The organism is Pseudomonas sp. BIGb0176, assembly GCF_024810175.1.
GTDB lineage: Bacteria > Pseudomonadota > Gammaproteobacteria > Pseudomonadales > Pseudomonadaceae > Aquipseudomonas > Aquipseudomonas protegens.
The window spans coordinates 305920-326969 of the sequence record NZ_JANUEC010000005.1; the positions used below are offsets into that span (position 1 = coordinate 305920).

The 21050-nt window shown below is 60.5% G+C and carries 18 protein-coding genes and 1 tRNA gene; 4 read left to right on the forward strand and 15 right to left on the reverse strand.

Going from position 1 to position 21050, the window contains the following annotated elements:
• Positions 1-51 precede the first annotated feature (51 nt).
• The 5 genes from M2395_RS28225 to M2395_RS28245 all read right to left on the reverse strand — a co-directional run bounded on the left by M2395_RS28225 (position 52) and on the right by M2395_RS28245 (position 2761).
• The gene (locus M2395_RS28225; RefSeq protein WP_011058563.1) at positions 52-366 is read right to left on the reverse strand and encodes a RebB family R body protein; all 315 of its coding nucleotides are present in this window, start codon (positions 364-366) and stop codon (positions 52-54) included.
• A 113-nt stretch (positions 367-479) separates the two neighbouring features.
• A complete protein-coding gene (locus M2395_RS28230; RefSeq protein ID WP_041115110.1) occupies positions 480-1037 on the reverse strand; it encodes a hypothetical protein in 558 nt (185 codons plus the stop codon).
• 141 nt (positions 1038-1178) lie between these two features.
• Positions 1179-1847, reverse strand: coding sequence for a hypothetical protein (locus M2395_RS28235; RefSeq protein WP_123431260.1), 669 nt, complete (start codon positions 1845-1847; stop codon positions 1179-1181).
• A 24-nt stretch (positions 1848-1871) separates the two neighbouring features.
• Positions 1872-2099 (reverse strand): RebB family R body protein, encoded by a 228-nt coding sequence (locus M2395_RS28240; protein ID WP_011058560.1) that lies wholly within the window; start codon positions 2097-2099, stop codon positions 1872-1874.
• A 119-nt stretch (positions 2100-2218) separates the two neighbouring features.
• Entirely contained in the window at positions 2219-2761 is a 543-nt protein-coding gene (locus M2395_RS28245) for an RNA polymerase sigma factor (protein WP_072443737.1), read from the reverse strand.
• A 188-nt stretch (positions 2762-2949) separates the two neighbouring features.
• Between M2395_RS28245 and M2395_RS28250 the strand changes: the two genes are divergently transcribed.
• From M2395_RS28250 to M2395_RS28260, 3 genes are all read left to right on the forward strand, one after another.
• Positions 2950-3026 (forward strand) — tRNA-Arg (locus M2395_RS28250).
• A gap of 163 nt (positions 3027-3189) precedes the next feature.
• Entirely contained in the window at positions 3190-4041 is an 852-nt protein-coding gene (locus M2395_RS28255; protein WP_015633705.1) for a hypothetical protein, read from the forward strand.
• A complete protein-coding gene (locus M2395_RS28260) occupies positions 4025-4489 on the forward strand; it encodes a hypothetical protein (protein ID WP_011058557.1) in 465 nt (154 codons plus the stop codon). The genes M2395_RS28255 and M2395_RS28260 overlap by 17 nt, the downstream gene beginning before the upstream one ends.
• Positions 4490-4506: 17 nt before the next feature.
• On the opposite strand, the gene M2395_RS28265 is transcribed toward M2395_RS28260, so the two are convergent.
• The 7 genes from M2395_RS28265 to M2395_RS28295 all read right to left on the reverse strand — a co-directional run bounded on the left by M2395_RS28265 (position 4507) and on the right by M2395_RS28295 (position 9174).
• The gene (locus M2395_RS28265; protein WP_011058556.1) at positions 4507-4692 is read right to left on the reverse strand and encodes a hypothetical protein; all 186 of its coding nucleotides are present in this window, start codon (positions 4690-4692) and stop codon (positions 4507-4509) included.
• Positions 4693-4764: 72 nt separating this feature from the next.
• A complete protein-coding gene (locus tag M2395_RS28270) occupies positions 4765-5448 on the reverse strand; it encodes a hypothetical protein (RefSeq protein WP_077933180.1) in 684 nt (227 codons plus the stop codon).
• On the reverse strand, positions 5445-6026 hold the full coding sequence (locus tag M2395_RS28275; RefSeq protein WP_011058554.1) for an RNA polymerase sigma factor: 582 nt from the start codon (positions 6024-6026) through the stop codon (positions 5445-5447). Before M2395_RS28275 ends, M2395_RS28270 begins: the two co-directional genes overlap by 4 nt.
• A 37-nt stretch (positions 6027-6063) precedes the next feature.
• Positions 6064-7797 carry a VWA domain-containing protein gene (locus tag M2395_RS28280; protein WP_123431261.1) on the reverse strand — a complete coding sequence of 578 codons (1734 nt, stop codon included), beginning with the start codon at positions 7795-7797 and terminating at the stop codon, positions 6064-6066.
• Positions 7798-7885: 88 nt separating this feature from the next.
• Positions 7886-8446, reverse strand: coding sequence for a YbhB/YbcL family Raf kinase inhibitor-like protein (locus M2395_RS28285; RefSeq protein WP_011058553.1), 561 nt, complete (start codon positions 8444-8446; stop codon positions 7886-7888).
• Between the two features lie 223 nt (positions 8447-8669).
• A complete protein-coding gene (locus tag M2395_RS28290; RefSeq protein WP_011058552.1) occupies positions 8670-8918 on the reverse strand; it encodes a BrnA antitoxin family protein in 249 nt (82 codons plus the stop codon).
• Positions 8896-9174: a BrnT family toxin gene (locus M2395_RS28295; RefSeq protein ID WP_011058551.1), complete on the reverse strand. Its 279-nt coding sequence runs from the start codon at positions 9172-9174 to the stop codon at positions 8896-8898. The genes M2395_RS28290 and M2395_RS28295 overlap by 23 nt, the downstream gene beginning before the upstream one ends.
• A gap of 260 nt (positions 9175-9434) precedes the next feature.
• Between M2395_RS28295 and M2395_RS28300 the strand changes: the two genes are divergently transcribed.
• Positions 9435-9701, forward strand: coding sequence for a hypothetical protein (locus M2395_RS28300; RefSeq protein ID WP_011058550.1), 267 nt, complete (start codon positions 9435-9437; stop codon positions 9699-9701).
• A 77-nt stretch (positions 9702-9778) separates the two neighbouring features.
• Here M2395_RS28300 and M2395_RS28305 read toward each other — a convergent pair whose 3' ends face one another.
• The 3 genes from M2395_RS28305 to M2395_RS28315 form a co-directional block, all read right to left on the reverse strand.
• Positions 9779-10417, reverse strand: coding sequence for a hypothetical protein (locus M2395_RS28305; RefSeq protein WP_148071264.1), 639 nt, complete (start codon positions 10415-10417; stop codon positions 9779-9781).
• A gap of 1156 nt (positions 10418-11573) precedes the next feature.
• Positions 11574-11960 (reverse strand): SCO4402 family protein, encoded by a 387-nt coding sequence (locus M2395_RS28310; protein ID WP_072443720.1) that lies wholly within the window; start codon positions 11958-11960, stop codon positions 11574-11576.
• The gene (locus tag M2395_RS28315) at positions 11933-21019 is read right to left on the reverse strand and encodes a hemagglutinin repeat-containing protein (RefSeq protein ID WP_233447090.1); all 9087 of its coding nucleotides are present in this window, start codon (positions 21017-21019) and stop codon (positions 11933-11935) included. The genes M2395_RS28310 and M2395_RS28315 overlap by 28 nt, the downstream gene beginning before the upstream one ends.
• Positions 21020-21050 lie beyond the last annotated feature (31 nt).

Sequence of the window (21050 nt, forward strand, 5' to 3'; positions counted from 1 at the left end):
AACTCCATTTTTTCAGCAGGTAGGTTCAACGGAAAATCAGGCTTTCAGCCATCAGCTCTGAAAGGACTTGAGAACCGTCAACAGGCTGGTGAGGTTGTCGGAGACCCCGCCCTGGGCGACTTTTTCGGTGGCCGCCGCCCCGGCGGTAGTGTCGACGCTGTAGATCTGCATCACGCCCTGGTTGGTGGCCGCCTGGGCCAGGGTGTTTTGCTGCTGCTGCGCCGAGACCGAGTTCTGGAACAGGATCGCGGTGGCCTGGGCCATGGATTGGTAGATGGTGCCCATCGCCATGGCCGGCGCTTCAGCGACGACCTTGACGTTGGTCTGGGTGACGGCATCGGTGATTTGTTCGTTTACAAGTGGCATGGCTCAACTTCCTTTGTTAGGCACACGGAGCATTCCGTGTCATTGAGTGAACGTGGCAGCCCTGATGCTGTGAAGCGGGGCTTGAACGGCCTTGCGGTTATTTCAGGGGGCCCTTATTGCCCACTGCCGGCGGTCAGTTGCTTGAGGGTGTCTTCGACTTTCTGCGACAGCCCGGCCATCCGCGCCTCGACCGCGGCTTTCACCTCCTGCTGGACCAGGGCGCTGATCATTGCCTTGAGCTGCGGGTCGTCCGCCGGGAAGCTGGCCGGGGACAGTGCCGGCGCCAGCGCCGCCGCGGCGGCTGCAGCGGCGGCGGTCGTCACCAGGCCGGCCCCGGGGGGCGATACCGACAGCGGCTCCTCGGACTCGGCGGCCGCCAGCAATTGGCGCAGCACCAGCTCCCGCGCCTGGGGATCGGCCTTGCCCGCGGCGGCGGAACCGGCCAGTTGATCGATGATCTGTCGGGTGCGCAGCCCATCGGACTGCATCAGCTCCGTGGCCCGCTGCCGCGCCTGATCGACGCTCTGTTGCGCGGCCCTGGACATGTCCAGCGGCTTGTCCTGGGCAAATGCCTCCAGTACCTGGCGCTCGACCTGGGTCAACGGGCGTTTCAGATACTTCTCGGCAAAGCCGAATATCGTCGCCATCGGGGTCTGCTCTTCATTCGCCATTGCATGCTCCTTACTCAATGAATGACGTTGAAGGGCTGGGCACCGGGTCCGTCGAACTTCAACGCCAGGGGGAAAGCCTGTGTCGCGGTCATGCTCCTGGCCGTGCAGGCCCCGGGCACCTGGCGCGCCCGGGGCGCTTGCTCAGGAGGACGGTGTGCGATTGGCCAGGGTGCTGCTGTACTTGGTGATGCTCTGGTCGATCTTGTCGATGGCCACGCCGGCCGCGTCGGCCTCCATGGCTCCGGCAGCCGCCGCCACCGCAGCCGCCGCGCCCACCAGCAGATCGGTGACCAACGCGCCCAGGGCATCCTCGGCAGCCCCCTTGACGTTCTCTTTGACGATGTTCTCGGTCATCTGCTTGAGCAGCACCGCCTGGGCCGCCAGAGCCAGCTTGCTGACCCCGTCGAAATACCCCGCCGCCGACTGCGCCACCAGGCCGGCGGCCTGGCTGATCATCATGTCCGGCGCTGCTGCGATCTGCGCCGGGGCATAGCTGAAGGTCTGGGCATTGCTGAACTGCACCGCCTGGACAATCTGGCTGTTCAGGGCATCGGTGCTGTCGCTGCTGGGCGTGCCGGCCTGCTTGAGCAGGTGCGCGTTCATCGTCTGCATCATCGAGGGCTGCGCCGGGCCTGCAGGCGATGGAGCAGGTTCGGGCGCCGGCGCGCTGGCCGTCGAGGCGGCGTCACCGGCCATCGCCGAGGGTGCCTCAGGCTCGGCGGCTACAGCAGCGGCGCCAGGGTCGGCCGCCGCGCCGGCGCTTTCATCGGCCGCGGCTGCGGGTGGGGTTTTCTTCTTGAACCAGGCCATGACGATTCTCCCGGGCGGTCAGCCCTACTCGCCAATCGCCATGATCAGCGCCACGGCCTTGGACACCACCGCATTGGAGATCTGGTTGAGCGCCTGCTGGCTGTTGACCGCGTTCTGCAGCGACAGGCCGGCCGAGTGGCTGGCCACCTGGTACAGCGAGGCGATGGCCTGGGCCGGAGCCTCGGCCACGACCTTGACGTTGGTCTGGGTGACGGCATCGGTGATCTGCGAGTTGACCATTGGATCGGGCATACATCTCTCCTTAGATGGAATGGCCCACCGCAGAAGGCGGCGGCACCGGCTACAGCATCGAAAACAGGCTCACTGAACAGGAACGCCCGAGCGAGCCGGCTGTGAAACCTCAGGCCGCATCAACGCAACTGCGCCCGCAACAGCTGCACATACTTGCGCGCCAAGGGCTGGTTCATGCCCAGCTCGGCGGCGATGTGGGGATAGGGCAGGTCGTCGACAAACTTTAGTTCAAACAGGCGGCGCTTCTTCGGCGGCAGTTGCGCCACCCGTCGACTGAGCAGGGCCAGGGTCTCCAGCAATTCCACCTGGTCGAGCACCGACATCTGCGGGGCCTCCAGCTGCTGCAGCGGGTCATCCTCGAGCCCGGCGAAATCCACAAACAGGCGCTGCTCCCGGGCCTGCCGGCGGCAGCTGTCGACAAACACATGATCGAGCACCAGGAACAGAAAGCCCTGGGGGTCGCGAATCCGCTCCGGCGAGCGGCGAAAGAACAGCAGCGCCTTGATCGCCGTGGCCGCCAGCCACTCTTGGGCACCATCGGCGTTGCCCCGCGCCAACTGCCGGGCGCGGCGCTGCAAACCGGGCAATACCGCCCTCCAGCTGGCTTCGAACAGTTGGTCCGGCAGGCCCGCTTGCAGGCCGCCCGGCATGGAACAGTTCATCTCCTGCACCTCCCTGTGCCCCGTGATTGCACGGTTCTGGCTGCAGGTTGCGCGCAGGTACGAGGAAGCTTCAGCAGGAAAAACTGCCACTACGGCCCGGGTTTCCGGGGGTTGCGACGGACAAGCACCAGCCGATGAAAACCGGCGTGGACGCCCCGAGTCGACATAGGTATGATGTCGCCCGCACTGCACTCGTAGCTCAGCTGGATAGAGTACTGCCCTCCGAAGGCAGGGGTCGTGGGTTCGAATCCCGCCGAGTGCGCCATCTTCAGCGAAAAAGCCCCAGGTCTTACGGCCTGGGGCTTTTTTGTTGATCCGCGATGCAAAACGGCGCAATGCCCGGACGGCACCCCGCACACATGACGGCCCCGGGCTGTCCTGGCGAGGCGCAACTTGCTACATTCGCCGCCCCCGGACAGGAGGTCCCGATGCTGCGCCATCCCCTGCACAATCAACCCTTCGAGCCCCAGATACGCGACTGGGTCACCTGGTTCATGGGCTATGACATGCCCCCGGCCCTGGATGCCGAACTGAACCGCTACAACCCCAATGACCCGGACGACCGCGAATACCTGGTCCGCCACTACGGCCTGATGCGCCACGGTTCCCGGGAGAATTTCCGGCATCGACAGCGGCTGGTGGAGGTGCTGCAAGCGGCCCTGGATGACCCGGACTATGACTTCGAACAGATCTGGGAGCCCATCGAGGACGACTACGAATACGATCAGTGGCCCAGCAACTGGCCAGGGGTGATCGACAACAGCCGGGACCTTTTCCAGCGCCTGCTGAACGCGGCACGGGAGCGCTGGCAGGAAGACCTGGTCCGCGCGCAATTGCCTTCGCTGGCAGAGTGCCGGGCAATCCCGCACCGTGAGCGTTTCGGCGGGGATTGGCTGTTCGGCATCGACAACCCTGAAGCCTGGCGGGCCGAGTTCGATGTGACCGCCACGCCCTATGACCTGGAGACCCAGGGCCCGCAGTTCCAGGGCGAGCAACTGAGCCTGCACCTGAGCGGTGAACTGCCGCGCTTGTCTGTGCCTGCCAGCTGGCCGGTGATCGAGGCGGCGACCCACTGCAGTTTCGTGCTCAAGGTCCAGGGCATCAGCGAACTGGCGGTCAGCGGCACGCGCTTCGACGGGCGCATGCGCACCCAGCTCACTCGCCTGGGCCCCGGTTATCACCTGCGCCTGGAAATCGGCTTCGATTGCGTGATCGAATGCGTGGCGTTATCTGTGAGCATCGCCGACGTCAAGGGAACACCCGATGAAAAGCAACTTTGAAGTGGCTCTGGAGCGCGAGGAAGTGCTGCAGTTCTTTCGCGGCCAGGGCCAGTACCTGACCCGGGACGGCGATTGGGACGAGCACCTGTACTGCATCAATTGGCCGGGGATCTTCGCCTACCTGCGGGACAACGCCGACGGCGCACAGCAACTGAGTGCCAGCTTCGAGCGCTACGCGTACAGCGTCGAGGAAAGCATTGAGGACTGTTTCGGCCTGCGGGAAAACCTGTTCTGCTACTACTCGACCCGAGCCCGCTGGGCGCCCGAGAGTGTCGACCTGCTGGGGCAATTGCCGGAGCCCTGCCGGCGGCGGATCGTGCAGCGCCTGAGCTGGTATCGCTGGCAAGTGGAAAACCACGCCCGGCTGCTGCCGGAACGGGCCCGGCGCATGACCGCGGACGGTGCCTGCGCCGAGTTCATCGAGTTGCCCGCCACCCCCTACGCCTGAGCGCTGGGGCTGCCGGATCACTCCTCCTCGACGGCGTCGGAGTGCGGGGCCGCCTGATCGTCTTCGTCGTCGGCCTGCTGATCGAGGTCCTCGCCCTCTTCAAGGCCAAAGTCCTTGCGGCTTTCCTTGATGGCCTGGCGCAGCTCCGCGCCCTTGATCGGGCAGTTCAACATTGCAGCAATACGGTCGATGCGGGGTGCCATGACCGGCCTCTCACTTTCTGGAAACTGGGCAGATAGTGCGCGTTTTCCGCTGCGACAGCCAACCCCCGCACCTTATTGACGACGCAAGGCTTGCAGGCGCGCGTCCAGATCCTCCTGTGGATAAGTTTCCTGCAGCTGGAGCAGCAACTCGGCCGCCGCGCGGTTCTGACCCTCGTCCCATAGACGCAGCACTGTCTGCAGTTGCTCATTCAATCGCTTGATCGCCCGGGGCGCGGCCGGCGCCGACATGCGCTTGGCCAGCTTGCTCGACTCGGCCCTGGGCTTGGCCATCGCAGGTGGCGCTGCATCAGCGGACGCTTCCATCTCCGGCGCCGCGGCAAAACTGCCGACAGGGGCCGCCGGAGCGATGGGCGAAGGGGCAGCCGGCTCAGGGACGCTCAAGGCCCCGGCCAACTCGGCGGAACGTGGCGCCGCCTGGCGTGCCATGGGCGCAGCTGGGGCTGGAGCGGGCGCAGGGACAAAGGCCTGCTCTTGTGGATAGTGCTCCGGGGAAGGGCGCAGCAAACCGATGACCAGCGCCACGCCAAACAGACTGGCAAAAGCCAGTTGATAACGCGGCCGCAGGCAGGCCTGCATCCAGCGTTGCCAGAAGCCGGGCTTGGGCGCCGGGGCTTCGCGGCGGGCAGTGGCCAGGATCAGGGCATCCAGATGGGCCGGTGGTTCCTGGGTACTGTGTTGGCGGATATGCGCCAGCATCTGCTCTTCGGGGGTTGGGGTCTGTCGGGCGTCAGTCATGTGAGTACCTCCTCGGCCAGGAGCCGACGCAATTTTTTCAACGCATAGCGGAAACGGCTTTTCACCGTTTCCAGGGGAGCCTGGGTCAGGCTGGCGATTTCCGGCAGTTCCAGGTCGCCGTGGGCCCGCAGCAGGAACACCTCGCGCTGGTCTTCGGGCAGGTCCTGCAGGGCGGCTTCGATACGCTGCTGGTCGCGGCACAGGCTCAGTTGCTGTTCGGGGCCGGGGGCTTGGTCGGCTTCACCGTGCAGTTGTTCGTCATAGCTGTCGTGCAACGGGTTGCGCTGGCCGTGCTTGCGCCAGTGGTCGATCAAGCGGTTGCGGGCAATCTGGTACAACCAGGTCCGGAAGCTGGCCCGGCCCTGGGGCTGGCTGGTGCTGCGGATCAGACTGAGCCAGGTTTCCTGGTAGACCTCATCCGCCAGCTCGGCCTTGCCACACAGGCTCAGCACAAAGCGATACAAGCCCTGGCGATGGCGCTGGTAAAGCACCTCGAAGGCCGCGGGGTCTCCGGCACGGTAACGCGCCAGCAGCGTTTCATCGCTGCTGGCGTCGCTGGTGGATTGGGCAGCAGACATAGGGCGGTTGAACTCCTGTTCACTGCGGGTCTGAGGTCTACTCAAGGCGGCTCTGCACTTGGCTCAAGTCCACGGGCTGCGCCGCCTGGGCTTTCGGCGCCTGAGTTTGCAGACTTTGCGCCAGCTCCACCAGCTGTACGAACTCGCCTCGCAGGCCGTAAGGGTCGGCACCCTTGGCGCCCTGGGCCAGCTTGACCGTGTCGGCCAGGCTGAAGTTGCCGGTGTAGCGGCCGTCCTTGAGCTGCTGGGAGAACGCCGCCACGGCTGCGGCGAAGCGCAGGTCGGGGCTGGCCGCCGCCAGGCTGCCGGGCTGCTGGGCACTGATGGGCCGTTCGATCAGGCGGCTGCTGCCGCCTTCCGGCGCCTTGTAGCGCAGCCGCAGCATGGCCAGCTCGCCCTGCTTGCCACTCTGTTGCGGCGCCTTGGCCTGGGCATAACGCAGCGGCTCCAGCCAACCCTTCTCGCCAGCCGGGACAATTTCATACAACGCGGTAACCGTATGCCCTGCACCGATTTCCCCGGCGTCGACCTTGTCGTTGCTGAAGTCTTCTCGCTTGAGTGCACGGTTCTCATAACCCAGCAGGCGGTATTCGCTGACCTGGGCCGGGTTGAACTCCACTTGCAGCTTCACGTCCTTGGCCACCACCGCCAGGGTCGAGCTGAGCTGGTCCACCAGCACCTTGCGCGCTTCGCGCAGATTGTCGATGTAGGCGTAGTTGCCGTCACCGGCATCGGCCAGTTGCTCCATCAGGTGCTCGTTGTAGTTGTCCACACCGAACCCCAGGGTGGTCAGGGAGACACCACTCTTGCGCTTCTCGGCGGCCATGGCCTTGAGGCTGTCGAAGTCGCTGACGCCGACGTTGAAGTCGCCGTCGGTGGCCAGCAGGATGCGGTTGATGCCCTTGTCGATAAAACCCTGCTGGGCCATCTGGTAGGCCAGCTGGATACCCGAGGCGCCCGCCGTGGAACCACCCGCGGTGAGCTGGTCGATGGCAGTGCGGATCTTCGCCTTGTCACGACCGGACGTGGGCTCCAGCACCGCCCGTGATTCACCGGCGTAGACCACCAGCGACACCCGATCCTGGTCCCGCAGTTGATCCACCAGCAGCTTGAGGGTGCTTTTCACCAGGGGCAGGCCTTCACGGCGATCCATGGAGCCGGAGACATCCACCAGGAACACCAGGTTGGCCGGGGCCAGCTCCGCCACCGCGCGATCCGATGCCTTGATGCCGATGCGCAGCAGGCGGGTATGGGGATTCCACGGCGACGGCGCCAGCTCGGTGGTCACGCCAAAGGGCGAGCCGTCCGTGGGCAGGGCGTAATCGTAGGGGAAGTAGTTGACCAGTTCCTCCAGGCGCACCGCGCCCTCCGGCGGCAGGCTGCCCTGGTTGAGCAAGCGGCGGACGTTGGCATAGGCACCCGTATCGACGTCGGCGCTGAAGGTCGAGACCGGTGCTTCGGCGACGCTGTGGATCGGGTTGTCCGGCAGTTTCTGGTACTGCTCCCGGGGCTCGTCGCGGTAACCGGCCACCAGCGAATCCCGTGAGCTAACGGGCGCCGGCATCGGCGCTGACAACCTCATGGGATGCACTGCGCGCTTGGCCATGGTGGCATCGGCATGCTGCACCTCGTACTGCGGCAATGCTCCCTGGGTTGACGAGCCGGCAGCGGATTCGGGCTTGGACGACACACCACAGCCGGCAACTGCCAGCAACAGGCCGGCGGCAAAACCCTGGGCGGCCGGACGAAGGAAATGCACGGGAAGGGACATGGGGCTGACCTCGGAAAGAAATGATCCATTCCTCCCTTCAGACGAAGCCCCTGGGCGATTCGGGTTAAGCCTTCGGAAAAAATTTCACTCAGCGGGAATAGCGGCGCACCACACTGCTGTTGCGCAGTACGTGACCGTTGATCTTTTCCAGCAGTTGGGCGCGGGTCAGCCCGGCGGGCAGGGCTTCCGGCGGCAGGTCCAGGGCGTAGATCTGGATGATGTAGTGGTGCGCGCTGTCACCCACCGGCGGGCACGGGCCCATATAGGAAGTACCGTTGCGGCTGTTGAGGCCGGCCAGCCCTTCCAGGTTCGGCTTGTTGCCGGCACCGGCGGGAATCTGCCGGGTGGTGGGCTTGATGCCGTAGTGCACCCAGTGATCCACGCCCTGGCCCTTGGCCCCGTCCGGGTCGTGCATGACGATGGCGTAGCTCAAGGTCCCGGTCGGGCCGGCAGTCCAGTTCAAGGCCGGGGAATTATTGTGCCCGCCACAGCCCTTAGCATCGCTGGCATTGCCCGTGGTGAACAGCCGGTCATCCGAAACCCCGGGAATGTTCAGGGTAAAACGCTCCTGGGCCTGCACGGGCAAGTGCAGGCACAGCAACGCGGCACCAACGGCCAGCCAAGTATTGCGGGAGGCAAAGCGAGACATACGAAAGCACCTTATTTGCGGATGAGGTCAGGGTGAGCACAAGACTATAGCCTGCACGAAAGAGCGCACTCCTTCGCACCAGGCAAGGGAGCAGATTGAGCTTGAGGACGGGGGTAGTTGTAAATGAATATTTCAGACAGGAATCGCAATGGCGACCACCCTCCACGGCCGGCCGGAAAGAGCGGCGGGCCATCCGCCCGCCTCCTGAAATGATGCACAGGCCTCAGTCCCGGTGGGCCTGCATGTACTGGCGCAGCAATTGGTTGATCCGCGTCTGGTAACCCGCGCCCTGGCCCTTGAACCACTCCAGCACATCGGCATCCAGGCGAATGGTCACGGCCTTCTTGCCCGGCAGGTGCACCTCGGCGCGGCGAAAGAAATCGTCATCCAGCTCGGGGATATCAGAAGTATCGATGCCCTGGTCATCGGTTTTCGCCAGGCGATCCCAATCAGTTTTCGATCCGTTGGACATAATATTTAGCCTCCCGCTTAGTGGCTTTTCGCGCCGAGATGATGCGCACCGCATGACCCCGCCGCTCGGTATGGACCACCACGCCCACCAGGGTCCTGATCCAACCGAGGCTGGCCCAGCGCTCCTCGCCGTAGTCCAGGCGCTCATCGCGCAAGGACAGCACCGGGCGCTGGAACATCAGCACCGCATCGTTGAAATCGATGCCGTGCTTGAGCATGTTGGCGTGGTTCTTGGCCTCGTCCCATGCAACGTACATAAGCAATTCCGTATTTACAAATGTACATACAGGCTAGCCGACCGTTCGCCAAAAGCGCCCTGGCTAAACACCTGGAAATACAGTCGCAAGCGGGATGGATGTGTACGGAAAAAGCCCTACAACGCTCTCGGAAAAGACGCCACCACACTTGCCTTGCACCCTCGCAAGCCGGCGGCTTATAGTCCGGCCGTCGCCCATATGGCGACCTGGTTTGGCGACCGGGGTAACGAGTACATCGATCCATTAAGCGAGGTGTACTAATGAACCGTTATATATCCCTAACCGGCCACGACTGCCTGATTCCTTCCCTGCTGATCGACACCCAGGCGCCCATCGATGTGCTGCACGACGCCGCAGCCTTTCGCATCCGCGCCGCGACCCAACTGCTGGAGAACTTCGCCGCCGAGACCCTGCGCAGCGAACCGGTGCTACTGCAGGAACTGACCCTGGTGTGCAGCATCCTGCTGCGCGATGGCTGTGATCTGCTGGATGTGACATCACGGCGTTTGCAACCGCAAATGACCTAGTCAATAAATAAGGGCGACTTTAAAGTCGCCCGCTGCCTTTAGCGGAAGTTGCTCACTTATATTGTTCAGCAACACATTCATCTCCTTCGGCATTCATTACTTTTGAAATGCATGGTCGGAATATCGATTTTTTTAGTGTTCACAAATATATCAGGAAGGGTTATCGAAAAATCGTCCAACTGCCCCGACGACAATTGGATGGATATAACACTGGGTCGATTTTTCTTCGCTTCAAAAGTCGTCTGCATTTGCGGAGCAAAAATTTCTCTCTGGTCTCCATTATTCAATCGCAACACTATATAAGACGAGAATGTACTGATGAACGTAGGGTTTTGCGCATGCATTTTCTGCATGACATGTGCTTGTCGAACAATGGCCTTGGCCTCTTTGCCGAAAGCCCATTGTTGTTCAGGCTTATATGGATGAACCTCAAACTCAATTCTCAATTGAGTGTCTGTTGTACCGGTAATAGATCGAGTAACAGGGTCAAATTCTGGCGTACCTGGCAGCGTGGTATAAACAGTCGCAATCACCGCTCCAGAAAAATCGCCAGGATTTACAATCCCATACCAAAAGGCACTTCGCCTGCCATGACAAGTCGAATTAGAGTGACCCTTATTTATATTCGTAGATTCAGGATGAATATAGGGACCAACACTACATCCGGAAAAAATTAGAAAAACACTAAAAAAAGACAGTCTCAGCATCTGACTCACTTGAATACAAACTCCTGTATTTCACGACCTCCCGCTTCTTTAAATAGTCACCTCTTTCAAAGCTGTTCGTCCCTATCTATAGCCATTAGACTAAAAAACATAACAGCTTTTCGTGTTTGCGGCCTCATATCTCCAAGACTTTATAATTCCATCCCTAGAAACCAAAACAGAATATCGACAATCTCTTATCCACGTTATGTAAAAGCGCCTGCCTTCCCCTTCTTCGAGCACACGATCAAACACTTCATTTCTATTTACCGGCGACCAATACGAATCTCCACACCCTCGACTACAGTCCGAATAAATATGGGACTCAAACTTAGTACCAACCAGAGCATTCATCCCGTCAGTCCAGTGAGAGTATGAAGGGGCACAACCCACAAGCAAAAACAGCACTAAAATAATAGCATTATTTCTTATCACGCCTTTTCTCCAGCAGTTCCTTTTGCAGCTACAAAATCACAATCGAATTAAAGTGATTGGAAACTGAACGTCCTCGCCGTCAACATACATCCAGGATATTGAAAACAGCTTTTTTGATGTTTTTTCATCAAATGGCATGAGTAACATCACAAACTCATCCAGTTCGCAACTATACTCAACACCTCTTATATCTGAGTCATCATGCATCTTCCCGGTTAGTTTTCGCTCAACGCCGTCAACTATAAAAACATAAAGAATTTCCTGAGAGCCCTCAGAATAACAAAGCGACCGAATTACAACGCTACTGCTTATATACGGACTGCCCATTCCATACGTCCTTAAAGCTATAAAGATCCATCTTACGAGTCTTTAATCAACACTCGGCCCGCATCATCACCCCCACTAACAACAACCCAACGCCCTATTTTATTTTCCGAACCCCACATTATTGCACTTCACAAGCCTGTTTTATTCAATGCATTAAAACTAGACGTATACAACAGTATTACCTGCCCAACCAGAGTCAAATTTATTCAGCTTGTTTGCCAACGTACTCATAGAGGTAAGCTCTGTCCCCAACTCAACTTGAGTAGCAAAAATCCTACGATCTCTCAGCATCATCTTACCGCAGGCAACTCCACAACCTGTGGGAGTAATTTGCTTTACAACATAATGAAGAGCCCCGCGTGAACCGGGGTTCTTTAACTTTAAGCATTAGATAAAATCAAGACGTCTATACCTGAGAAAACTCTACTAAAGCGTTTTTTGATGACTCAATAACATCAGCCCATTCAGGCTTCGTCAGATAGTCCTCATCCGCAAGACAAGTCCCATATTTATCGAAAACCTTATCAATACTCTTAACAACATCGGAAATTGCTCTTGCTTCGTTTTCCCCTCTAAGCACAATTCCGATCCAAGAACGAGGGTCGGTTGCTAAATCGGTATCATCGTATAAAAAATGAACAGCGTAATTAAACTCATCATAAGCTATATCCGAGTCAGATCTAGACACCCATGCTCTGTATTGATAATCAGCACTGGACAACCCCTCCAAGTAGGAAATCAGTTCGTCTCTCATCGTAGGATATTCTAGTTCGGAGAGTTCCAAGTTTTCCATTTTTTATACTCGCTCAATGGGATATGAACTTGCTCTGCATGATCTTTAATAGACCCTATAACAGGTTTACCATCTCTACCTATAACCTGACCATTTGACCTAACAATAACGTGATCCACTTGCTGAGTTGGCTGACTTATATGAGGCTCCCCCTTATCTACCCGAACACCATTTCCTTTGTTTTGGGGGTCTTGCCATCTAAACCCAGTGCCTTTTTTATTTGGAGAAACAGCCCAACTTGCTGGAAATTTATTAATTGTAGTATCTGGTACATCCCAAACTTTTGGTAGTTTACTAATCCCAGTTTCAGCATCTGTCAAAGCACTTGTCGGATTAGGATTCCTGGCGGCTTGCCCTGCACCACCAGCACTCCCTACTTTTGAGAACACTCCCACCATGCTGCCAAGCGTAGCCAGTAAGCTCGCATCCTCTACGACTTGCAACCCAACGCGAACCCAGTTTCCATTAGCCAAATTGACTGCCCGGGTAGCCTCGCCGATTGCCTGACCTATACCTACGCTGTCGCCCGCATACGTCACCGTCGTGACGGCCATATGGGTAGCAACATTGCGCTCACAAGCAGCGTTCCCTTTACATAGAGGCAGCACTTTCTCTGTGTAAACTGCCTCTACGAACTCTTCCCACCCTGCCTGAGCCTCTTTTGTCTCCAACCCGCCCTGCCGGTAGGAAGTTTCTTTCCATGTGTCGTAAGTTTTCAGACAAGCTTGCAGCCCTCCGGAATCACCACAGGATGCTTTGAGTTCGTTGCCAAATTCCGCTACTTGGTCCTTACCCAATTGATGGCCAAAAATATTGACCCCTGTTCCTAAATGATTATTTTCCACAGCATTCTTGCCAGCCCCGGCACCCGCAATTGCACCCGCGCTATCGCCTTTCGCAATTCCCCCCGCAAGCCCAGCGGCTAACGTCGATAGCGCAGCCACTGTCTGCTTTTGTTCTTCACTGAGGGAGCTGGTATCGCTGGTGCCATACAGCTGCTGGGTGATCAATCGAGCAGCCAGCTCTCCACCTGCAGCACCTGCAGCGCCCGCTATTGCCGAGTTACCTTGGGCCTGGGCAACGGCAGCTCCCAGCACAGCGTGAGCCATTGTGTTGAGGGCTGGATTGTCACCTGTGGATTTCTTGATCAACTGCGCCAGATACGGTGCCGAGGCGCCAGCCAGGGCAGAGCCGATATCCCCACCGGCCAATCCTTGCAGGGCGGCGGTGACGGCTTGGGCTACTCGCTGGTAATCACCACCCGTACCGTATTTGCCCATGATCTGCTGATAGGCATCAGTAGCAATCAGCTTCGTCTGGTACTTCTCAACCTCCTCTTTGCTGGCATTGCTTCCTGGTCGATAAATACCTTTCTCTTCAAGTTCCTTGCTCGCCTCTTGATCGGCCTTCAACTGCCCCTCGGTCCGAACAATGTCCGTCACCTGAGTGCCAATCTCGCCAATCAGCTGCACCTCTCGCAGGCGCTTCTGCTCCTTCTCCTTGTCGAAGATCGGGCTGATGCTGCCATTGGCGTGTTCGACGTCGCGGCTGAGGGTGGCAACGTCCTGCTTCTGCTGGCCTGGATCACGAATGTCCAAAGTGCCGTTGGAGATTGCCGATGAGGTGGTGCCGCTGGCACTGCCGCCGTGGTTGTAGGCGATCAACATGCCGCTGGGCATGTTGCTGGTGAAGCCATCAGCACCGCCGTTACCGCTGCTGACGCTGGCGCTCTGCATCTGGCTTTTGTATTCGGCCTCGTTCTTGAGATCGCTCCAGCCCAGGGTGCCCGTGCTCAGGCGGTTTTTGTCGGTTTCTGCGGTGCTGGCGATGACGCTGCCATCGAGCTGGGTGTGCTTGCCCACTTCAACCTGATAGCCGCCCTTGCCGGCGAACAACCCGGTCTGTTCCTGCACGCTCTGGTACTTGGAGTCGATCTTGCTCTGGCTGACGCTGACCGAAGCGCTGCCGGTCATCGTGCCGAACGTGAAGCTGGCACCGCCGCTGACATTGCTCTGCTTGGACTTGTAGTCGTCGGTGTCGTGCAGGCTTTGCAGCGTGAGGTCGCGCCCGACCTTGGCCGTGATCTTGTCCGCATTGACTTGCGCACCCTTGAGAACGGCGTCCCGCCCACTGATCAGGCTCGCCTGGTTACCGGCGTCCAGGGTGGTCTCGGTCCAGGTGGTGCCGGTGCCCTTTTCCTTGCCCACACCCTTGTTGCCGTTGGCGAAGATACTCAGGCCTGCGCCGTTGGGGCCAACGCCCAAGCTGACGCCAATGGCACCGCCGCTGCTGCTGTTCTTGCCATCAAGCTTTTGCCGGTTGGCCGCGGCCTCAAGCTGGATGTCACGCTCAGCGGCCAGCAGCACGTTATTGCCCGCCTTGAGTTGGCTGCCTTGCACGCGAATGTCGCCATCTGCCCCAGCGGTACCGCTACCGGCAGCCACAATGGAGAGGTTGTTGCCACTGGTCAGGCTACTGCCCTGACTGACCACCTGCTCCTGAGTCTGCTTGGAACTGGACTGCTGCGAGCCCAGGGAAATGCTGATACCGACGAACTGGCCAATGTTATCGCCGTTCATCCCGCCGCCCTGTTGGGCCGCTTGCCAGGCCTGAACACCAGTCAGGCCAGCCTTGATGCCTTGCAGGGCAGAAAGGCGGCTATCGTCCTCCTCCCTGGCTTGCTTGGTGGTCTGGTACGCGGCGTCGACAGCACTGCCGACGGTTCCGGACAGCGCCAGGGTCAGGCCGCTGGTCTTGGTCTTGGAGGTTTGCTCGCTCTTGTTGTGATTTTCCGCCGCGAGGATGCTGACGTTCTGCCCGACGAGACTGATGTCCTTGCCCGCGATGACGTCGGAACCTTTAAGAGTCAGGTCCTTGCCGGCCTGGATATCGACGTTGCCCAGCACACTGCCAATGGTGCTGGCCTTGGCGTTTTCGGTGGTGCTGGACGAGGTGTTCTGAGCGCTAGTTGAACCCAGGGTGAAACCAATCCCGCCACTGCTCAACAAGCCGGACTTTTTCTTCGATGTCGAATGGCTTTGCTCGTAGGTTTCGGTGGCGCTATCGATCTCGACATTGCGTCCTGCAACCAGGCTGGTGGAGTGGGTGGAGACAATATCGCTGGCGGTCGCGCCAATATCCTGGCCGGCGCGGATGACCACAGTATCACCACTGACGGAAGAGCCCTGTTGAGTGATGGAGTTGCTGCTATCAATCCGTGTTTTTTGGCTGCTGGACAACCCGGAACTGCTGGTCTTGGTCTTGCGGTAATAGCTGTAGTCGCTGTTCTGCCCAGCGCTGAGGTTCACATCACCGCCCGCATAGAGATACGCCTCATCCCCCGCCGTCACCCGACTGGCCGTCAGCGCAAGATCCTCACCGGCCTTGAGCGCCACATTGCCGCCGGCAACCAAGGTGGTGCCCACCTGCTGAACATGATCCTCCTGGCTGGTGACCTTCTTGGTCTTGCTATACGCATGCTGCTCATTGGCCGCTGAAACCAGGCTCAGGTTTTCCGTGGCGGTCATCGCCACATCGCGCTTGGCTTCGATCTGGCTGGCGATGGCGGTGATGTCGCGGCCGGCGCTGATGGCCAGATCGCGACCGGCCTGCAGGCTGGAGCCGTTCTGGGTCACGCTGAGGTCGTTGTAGCGCACGCCGCGGTCGTTGCTGACCACCTGTTCCACAGCGCTCAGGTTGACGTCGCGACCGGCCTTGAGGCTGGTGTCGGCTCCGCTCTTGAGTACGCTGCCGTTGTTGTTGATGTCGCGCCCGGCACTGATCACCAGGCTGTTCGCCGCTTCTACCCGGGCGGCGTTGTCGACGAAGTCGCGCTGCTGGGCGTAGCTGCCGTTGCTGCTCTGGTGCGAGGTCAGGGTGCGCTCGTTGATGACGTCGCCCCAGGTTGCGGCGAGGCTCACGTCACGCCCGGCGACGATGCCGCCGGCCTTGTTCACCAGGTCGTTGCCGGCCAGCAGGTCAAGGCGATTACCGGATTCCACCAGGCCGCTGTTGATCAGGTTCTGCCCGGCCTGGGCCGACAGGTTGTTGGTCGCGCGCAGGGTGCCGACGTTGTTAAGGTCCTGGCCGGCGATCAGGTTGACGTCGTTACCCGCGATCAGGGCGCCGTTCGGGGCCAGTCGGTTCTTGGCCTGGGCCAGGTACAGCACGGGCACCAGCACTTGTTCGCCGTTCACTTCATGGCTTTCCAGCCAGACGATGTCGTGGGTCAGGGCCGCCACCTGCTCGGAGGTCAGGGTCACGCCCACCGACAGGTTGAGCTGTTGCCGGCTTTGAATGGCGTTGTCCATCAGGTACTTGAACAGCTGTTCGTCGCTGTTCTGGCCGTCGATAAAACGCTGGCCGGTACGGGCTTGTACCGCTTGTTGAATCAGCTTCTGCTCGTAGAAGCCATCCCCCAGGCGTTTGGCGCTGTCGTCCGGGTTGTAACCGAGGCTGGACAGCAGGTAGTCCGAGCTCATGAACTGCTTGAGGTCGGTGAGTACCGGGTTGGTTTCTATCAGGTACTTGTGCGGCCGGGTAAGGTTCGCGGCATCCGGCAGGCCGGCGATCTGCGCCGGAGCTGGTGCGGCGCTGCTGCTCTGACCACTGAGGCGGAACAGACCGTTCTGCCCAGCGGGCAGACTAAAGCCAGGCAGGGCCAGGGGGTTGACCTGTTGCTGGGTCAGGTCTGGGGGCAGTTGCGGGCTGAGGCTGATGCGAGTGGCGAAGGCGGTACCCGGTACTTGGGTATCGGTACGCGCACCGCTGCCGACATAGGTGTAACCCGGACGGACCACGCTGCTGTCGAAGCCATTGCCGGCCTTGATGCTCACCGCTCCCCCGGCCTGGATCACTGCGGCATAGCTTTGATCACCACCGGCGAGTTTTTTCGTCGTCCCCAGGCCGACCCACTCACGTTCGGTCATGCCGATAAAACCGGCCAGCGCGCCTTCCAGACCACCCAGGTCATCAGGCGTATAACCCGCACTCTGGAACCAGTATCGGTTGGTGACAGCGTTAGCGACGTTGTACCAGGCACTGGCATTTTTGGTCCGCGCCGACATGAACACCCGGGTGGTTTCGGCCTCGCCGGTTTCCACGCCGCTGTGGGTCAAGTTGTTGACCGTGGCCATCAGGTTGCCGGCCGCGCTGATACTGCTGCTCTGGTTCAGCAGGTCGCCGGCGTTGATATTCAGGTTGACGCCAGCGGCAATGCTCGACGCCGCACTCGCTTCGGTGACTTCAAATTTGTCGCGCTGAACGATCTCCCACACGTGATTGCGTTTGCCGCCACAGTCACCGGCGTTGTAGCCCTCGATGCAGGCGACTTCAGCGATTCTGGCGGTGTAGATGCCGCCGTTGTTGGTGGCCAGCACATCGCGCATGTTCTCAAGGGTGCTGGCTGCAAGCGTCATGGAACCATCGCTTTGCAGGGTGCCGGAACGGTTGGCGATGCGGCTGGCCAGAGCCCCCTGACCATCGCGATCGATCGTCAGATGACCGAGGCTGTAAACGTTGCCGTAGCTGTTGGTCAGGGTGTCGACCCGCAGCCCCATGTCGTCGCCACTGAACACCAGCCCGTGATCGTTGAGCAGGCCGCCGGTGGTCAAGGTCAGGTTCTGGGCAGCCCCAAGGGTGCCCTGATTGTTGATGCCACTCGCGTTGAGCGTGAGCCCGGCCGCAGCGCTCAGGCGCCCTGCGTTGTTCAACTGGCCGACCACCGAGACTGTGGTGTTGCCGCCGCCAGCAATACTGGCACTGTCTGCCAGATCCACTTGGGCAGTTTTTAGGTCCAGTTGCCCAAAGCTGCTGAGTCGGCCCTTGCTGCTGTAATGACCACTGAGGTCGATATTGACGCCTGCATCACTGCCGATCAGGCCGTCATTGATCCAGTTCACGCCGCTGCCTATCAGGCCATTGCCGGCTAGGAGCTGGCCCGTACGGGCCTGGGTCAGGTGGTTGACGTTGACTGTCAGTTTCCCGGCCTGGATCGAGCTGCTGTTGGTCCAGCGTTCGCCTTCCAGGATCAGCTGGCCGGCGGTTTTCAGGCGCCCGCCCACATCCTCGAGGTTGGCCATGGACAGGCCGAACAGGCCGTTGCCGCTGTGCAGCACGCTGCCGCCACGGTTGTTGAAGCTGCCAGCGTCGAAGGCCAGGTTTTGGTTGGCGGTTTCCAGAGAGCCATCGCGGTTGTCGAACAATCCGTCGAGCTCCAGCCGTGTATCGCCACCGTCTCCCAGGGCGCGCAATTGGCCGGTCTGATTGTCGAGGCTGGCGGCCTTGATCGTCAGGCTGCTGTCGCTTTCGATGATGCCCTTGTGGTTATTCAGAGCGCCGCTGAGGTCGAAATTAATCTGCTGGCCGGCGATTTGCCCGTTGTTGCCACTGTTGTCGAAATGGCCGCCGCTAACTTTGACAAGGCCCTTGGCGTAGAGGCCACCGTTGCGGTTATCGAAATCGCCGGTGGTGATCAGCGCATCGCCGCTTTGCGCGGAAATCCGCCCGCCGTCGTTGTCTATGCCAGCCAGGGCCTTGAGGGTCAGGCGCTGGGCCTGGGTCACGCCGCCCTGGCGGTTGTTGCTCGGGTCGTAGCCGTTTTTCAGCACGCCGCGAAGATCGGCGATCATCGAGCCTTGCACGCTAGAAAGCACGCCCCCACGGTTATCCAAGTGGCCGGCGCCGATGTTCAGGTTACCGTTCCTGGCCAGGATGCGACCACTCTGGTTGTCGATGTCGCCGGTGCTCAGGTTCAGAGCGCCTTGGCTCTGCAGGGTGCCCTTGCCATTGGTGAGGCTCCCGGCCTGAACGTGCAGGCCGCCGGTCTGGCTGTAGATCAAGCCATCACCGCTGTTCTGCAGTGCGCCGTCCAGGGTCAGGGTCAGTGGGTCGTTGGCCATCAAGGTCCCACGGTTACGATTGTCCAGGCTGGCAGCGAACAGGCTCAGCAGGCCCTGGCTGGCCATCTGGCCACCCCGATTGTCGATCTGCCCAGCGCGTTCGATGCGCAGCGGGCCGCCGCTGGCCAGCTTGCCGTGGGTATTGTTCAACGCGCCCAACAGATTAAGGGTGACGGCGGTTTTGCCGGTGAAAGTGCCGGTGCCATTGTCCAGGTCGGTGCCGGTAAAGGTCAGGTCACCCGCGGCGTCAAGGGTGCCGCCGTTGTTGCCCAGGGTCATGGCCTGCAGGGTCAGGGTGGCGGCGCTGTCGATGGAGCCGCCCTGGCTGTTGTCCAGCAGGTCGCTGATTTTGAGGCTCTGTGCACCCGCGCTGGAGATCATGCCCTTGAGGCTGTTGTCGAGGCTGGCGGCCTTGACGTCCAGGGCCTGCTGGCTGACCAGGCCACCGCCCTGGCTGTTGTTCAAGGCGTCGCTGAGGATGACCTCGACACCGCCCTTGAGGCTGGAGACGGTGCCTTTGTTGCTGTTGTTCAAGCCTGTGCCGTTGAGGGTCAGGCCCTGCCAGCCCGACAGCAGCCCGCCCTGGTTGTCCAGCTCAGCGCTGCCGGTGATGGTCAGGGTCTGTTGCGCCAGTACCACGCCGGTGAGGTTGTCCATCCCGGCCAGCACCAGGTTGCTGCTGCCCTGGCTCGACAGCTCGCCGCCGCTGTTGCCCAGGTGGCCGAGGGTGGCATTGAGGGACTGCTGGCTCTTGATCAGGCCGCCCTGGCTGTTGCGCACTTGCTCGGCATCGAGTTGCAGGCGCTCGGCGCTCAGCAGCTTGCCCTGATGGCTATTATCCAGAGCCCCGGCACTGACCTTCACCTGGCGCTGCCCGCTCAGGGTGCCGCCCTGGTTGTCCAGGGTCTGGGTGGTCGTGACCGTCAGATCACGGCTGGCCACCACGCTCTTGCCAGTGTTGTTCAGGTTTTGCGCCGTCAGGGTGACATCGCCGTTCGGGTTGCTGCTGTTGTCGAGGTTGACCCCGGCTTCGATGATGCCCTGATTGTTCAGTTGCCCGCCGCTGCCCAGGTTGATGCTGTTGGCCGCCGCCAGGGTGCTGTGGTTGTTCAGGTCGTCTTGGGTTTGCACCTTGAGCTCGGTGCCGGCGTAGACCGCGCCCTGGGCCTCCAGGCTTTGCGCCTTGATCGCCACCGCGCCCTTCTCCGCGCTTGCCTCCGCCATGCGCAACTGGCCGTTGGCATCCAGTTGGATATCACCGCCACTGGCGATCAGCTTGCCGTCGAGCTTCACCCCCACCCCGGCCTCGGTGCCCACCAGTTTGATGGCCCCGGCGTACATGCCGCCCAGGGCTGATGAGTCGATGGCCAGTTGCGGTGCATCCGCCGGGTTGGCGGTGCGGGCCGTGGCGTTCAAGGTCTTGGCGTCGACGTCGTTGGCCCCGGCGATCACCGCCAGGTGCCTGGCCTGGATCTCGGCGTTGATCTTGGCGCTGCGGGTGATGATTTCGAACTGGTCGATATTGCTCGCGTTGAGGCCCGCACCCTCGATGGCGACGCTGCCCTGGTCCACCTGGTAACGCTGGATCTGACCGTTCTCAACCACCGGTTTGCCGGTGGTCAGGGTGGCTTTCGGGGTGTTGATAAAGCCGCAGCCGTTGCAGCTCACGCCATAGGGGTTGGCGACGATGACATGGGCCGACTGCCCGGCCACTTCGGTGTAGCCCTTGAGCTGGCTGGGGCTGCCGCCGTTGACCTCGTTGAGGATCACATTGGCCGCGCGGCCGCCCAGGTTGGGGTTGCCGAGGATGATTCCGCCGAGCTGGGTTTCCTGGGTGCGGTTGATGGCGTTGTTGAGGATCACCCCCTGCTGGCCGACGTTGTAGTCGCTGAACTTGTTGTGCGACAGGCCGCCGCCATTGGGCGTGGCAATGTTGACGATGGGCACGCCATTGCCCGCCTGGCCGAGGCTGGTGCCGCTGCCGTTGACCACGATGCCATCGGCCATCGCCACAACGGGCTGCCAGAACATCATGTTGGCCATGACGAACGCCAGGCTGCGTTTGGACAGCCCCCAGAACGAATCCCGCGCTTGCAGGGTGGCGGAAGGTTTGCGGGCCAAGGCACAGCACAACCTCATCCCGAGCGTGGAGAGAGACATATCCGATCCTTCGAAAGCGTGACGACAAGAG

Bases quoted from the DNA above. Each gene is read 5' to 3' on its own strand.
- M2395_RS28290 (WP_011058552.1), bottom strand. From the start codon at position 8,918: ATGTCCAACGGATCGAAAACTGATTGGGATCGCCTGGCGAAAACCGAT.
- M2395_RS28245 (WP_072443737.1), bottom strand. From the start codon at position 2,761: ATGAACTGTTCCATGCCGGGCGGCCTGCAAGCGGGCCTGCCGGACCAA.
- M2395_RS28285 (WP_011058553.1), bottom strand. From the start codon at position 8,446: ATGTCTCGCTTTGCCTCCCGCAATACTTGGCTGGCCGTTGGTGCCGCG.
- M2395_RS28255 (WP_015633705.1), top strand. From the start codon at position 3,190: ATGCTGCGCCATCCCCTGCACAATCAACCCTTCGAGCCCCAGATACGC.
- M2395_RS28240 (WP_011058560.1), bottom strand. From the start codon at position 2,099: ATGCCCGATCCAATGGTCAACTCGCAGATCACCGATGCCGTCACCCAG.
- M2395_RS28315 (WP_233447090.1), bottom strand. From the start codon at position 21,019: ATGTCTCTCTCCACGCTCGGGATGAGGTTGTGCTGTGCCTTGGCCCGC.
- M2395_RS28295 (WP_011058551.1), bottom strand. From the start codon at position 9,174: ATGTACGTTGCATGGGACGAGGCCAAGAACCACGCCAACATGCTCAAG.
- M2395_RS28235 (WP_123431260.1), bottom strand. From the start codon at position 1,847: ATGGCCTGGTTCAAGAAGAAAACCCCACCCGCAGCCGCGGCCGATGAA.
- M2395_RS28275 (WP_011058554.1), bottom strand. From the start codon at position 6,026: ATGTCTGCTGCCCAATCCACCAGCGACGCCAGCAGCGATGAAACGCTG.
- M2395_RS28260 (WP_011058557.1), top strand. From the start codon at position 4,025: ATGAAAAGCAACTTTGAAGTGGCTCTGGAGCGCGAGGAAGTGCTGCAG.
- M2395_RS28230 (WP_041115110.1), bottom strand. From the start codon at position 1,037: ATGGCGAATGAAGAGCAGACCCCGATGGCGACGATATTCGGCTTTGCC.
- M2395_RS28270 (WP_077933180.1), bottom strand. From the start codon at position 5,448: ATGACTGACGCCCGACAGACCCCAACCCCCGAAGAGCAGATGCTGGCG.
- M2395_RS28280 (WP_123431261.1), bottom strand. From the start codon at position 7,797: ATGTCCCTTCCCGTGCATTTCCTTCGTCCGGCCGCCCAGGGTTTTGCC.
- M2395_RS28265 (WP_011058556.1), bottom strand. From the start codon at position 4,692: ATGGCACCCCGCATCGACCGTATTGCTGCAATGTTGAACTGCCCGATC.
- M2395_RS28300 (WP_011058550.1), top strand. From the start codon at position 9,435: ATGAACCGTTATATATCCCTAACCGGCCACGACTGCCTGATTCCTTCC.
- M2395_RS28225 (WP_011058563.1), bottom strand. From the start codon at position 366: ATGCCACTTGTAAACGAACAAATCACCGATGCCGTCACCCAGACCAAC.
- M2395_RS28310 (WP_072443720.1), bottom strand. From the start codon at position 11,960: ATGGAAAACTTGGAACTCTCCGAACTAGAATATCCTACGATGAGAGAC.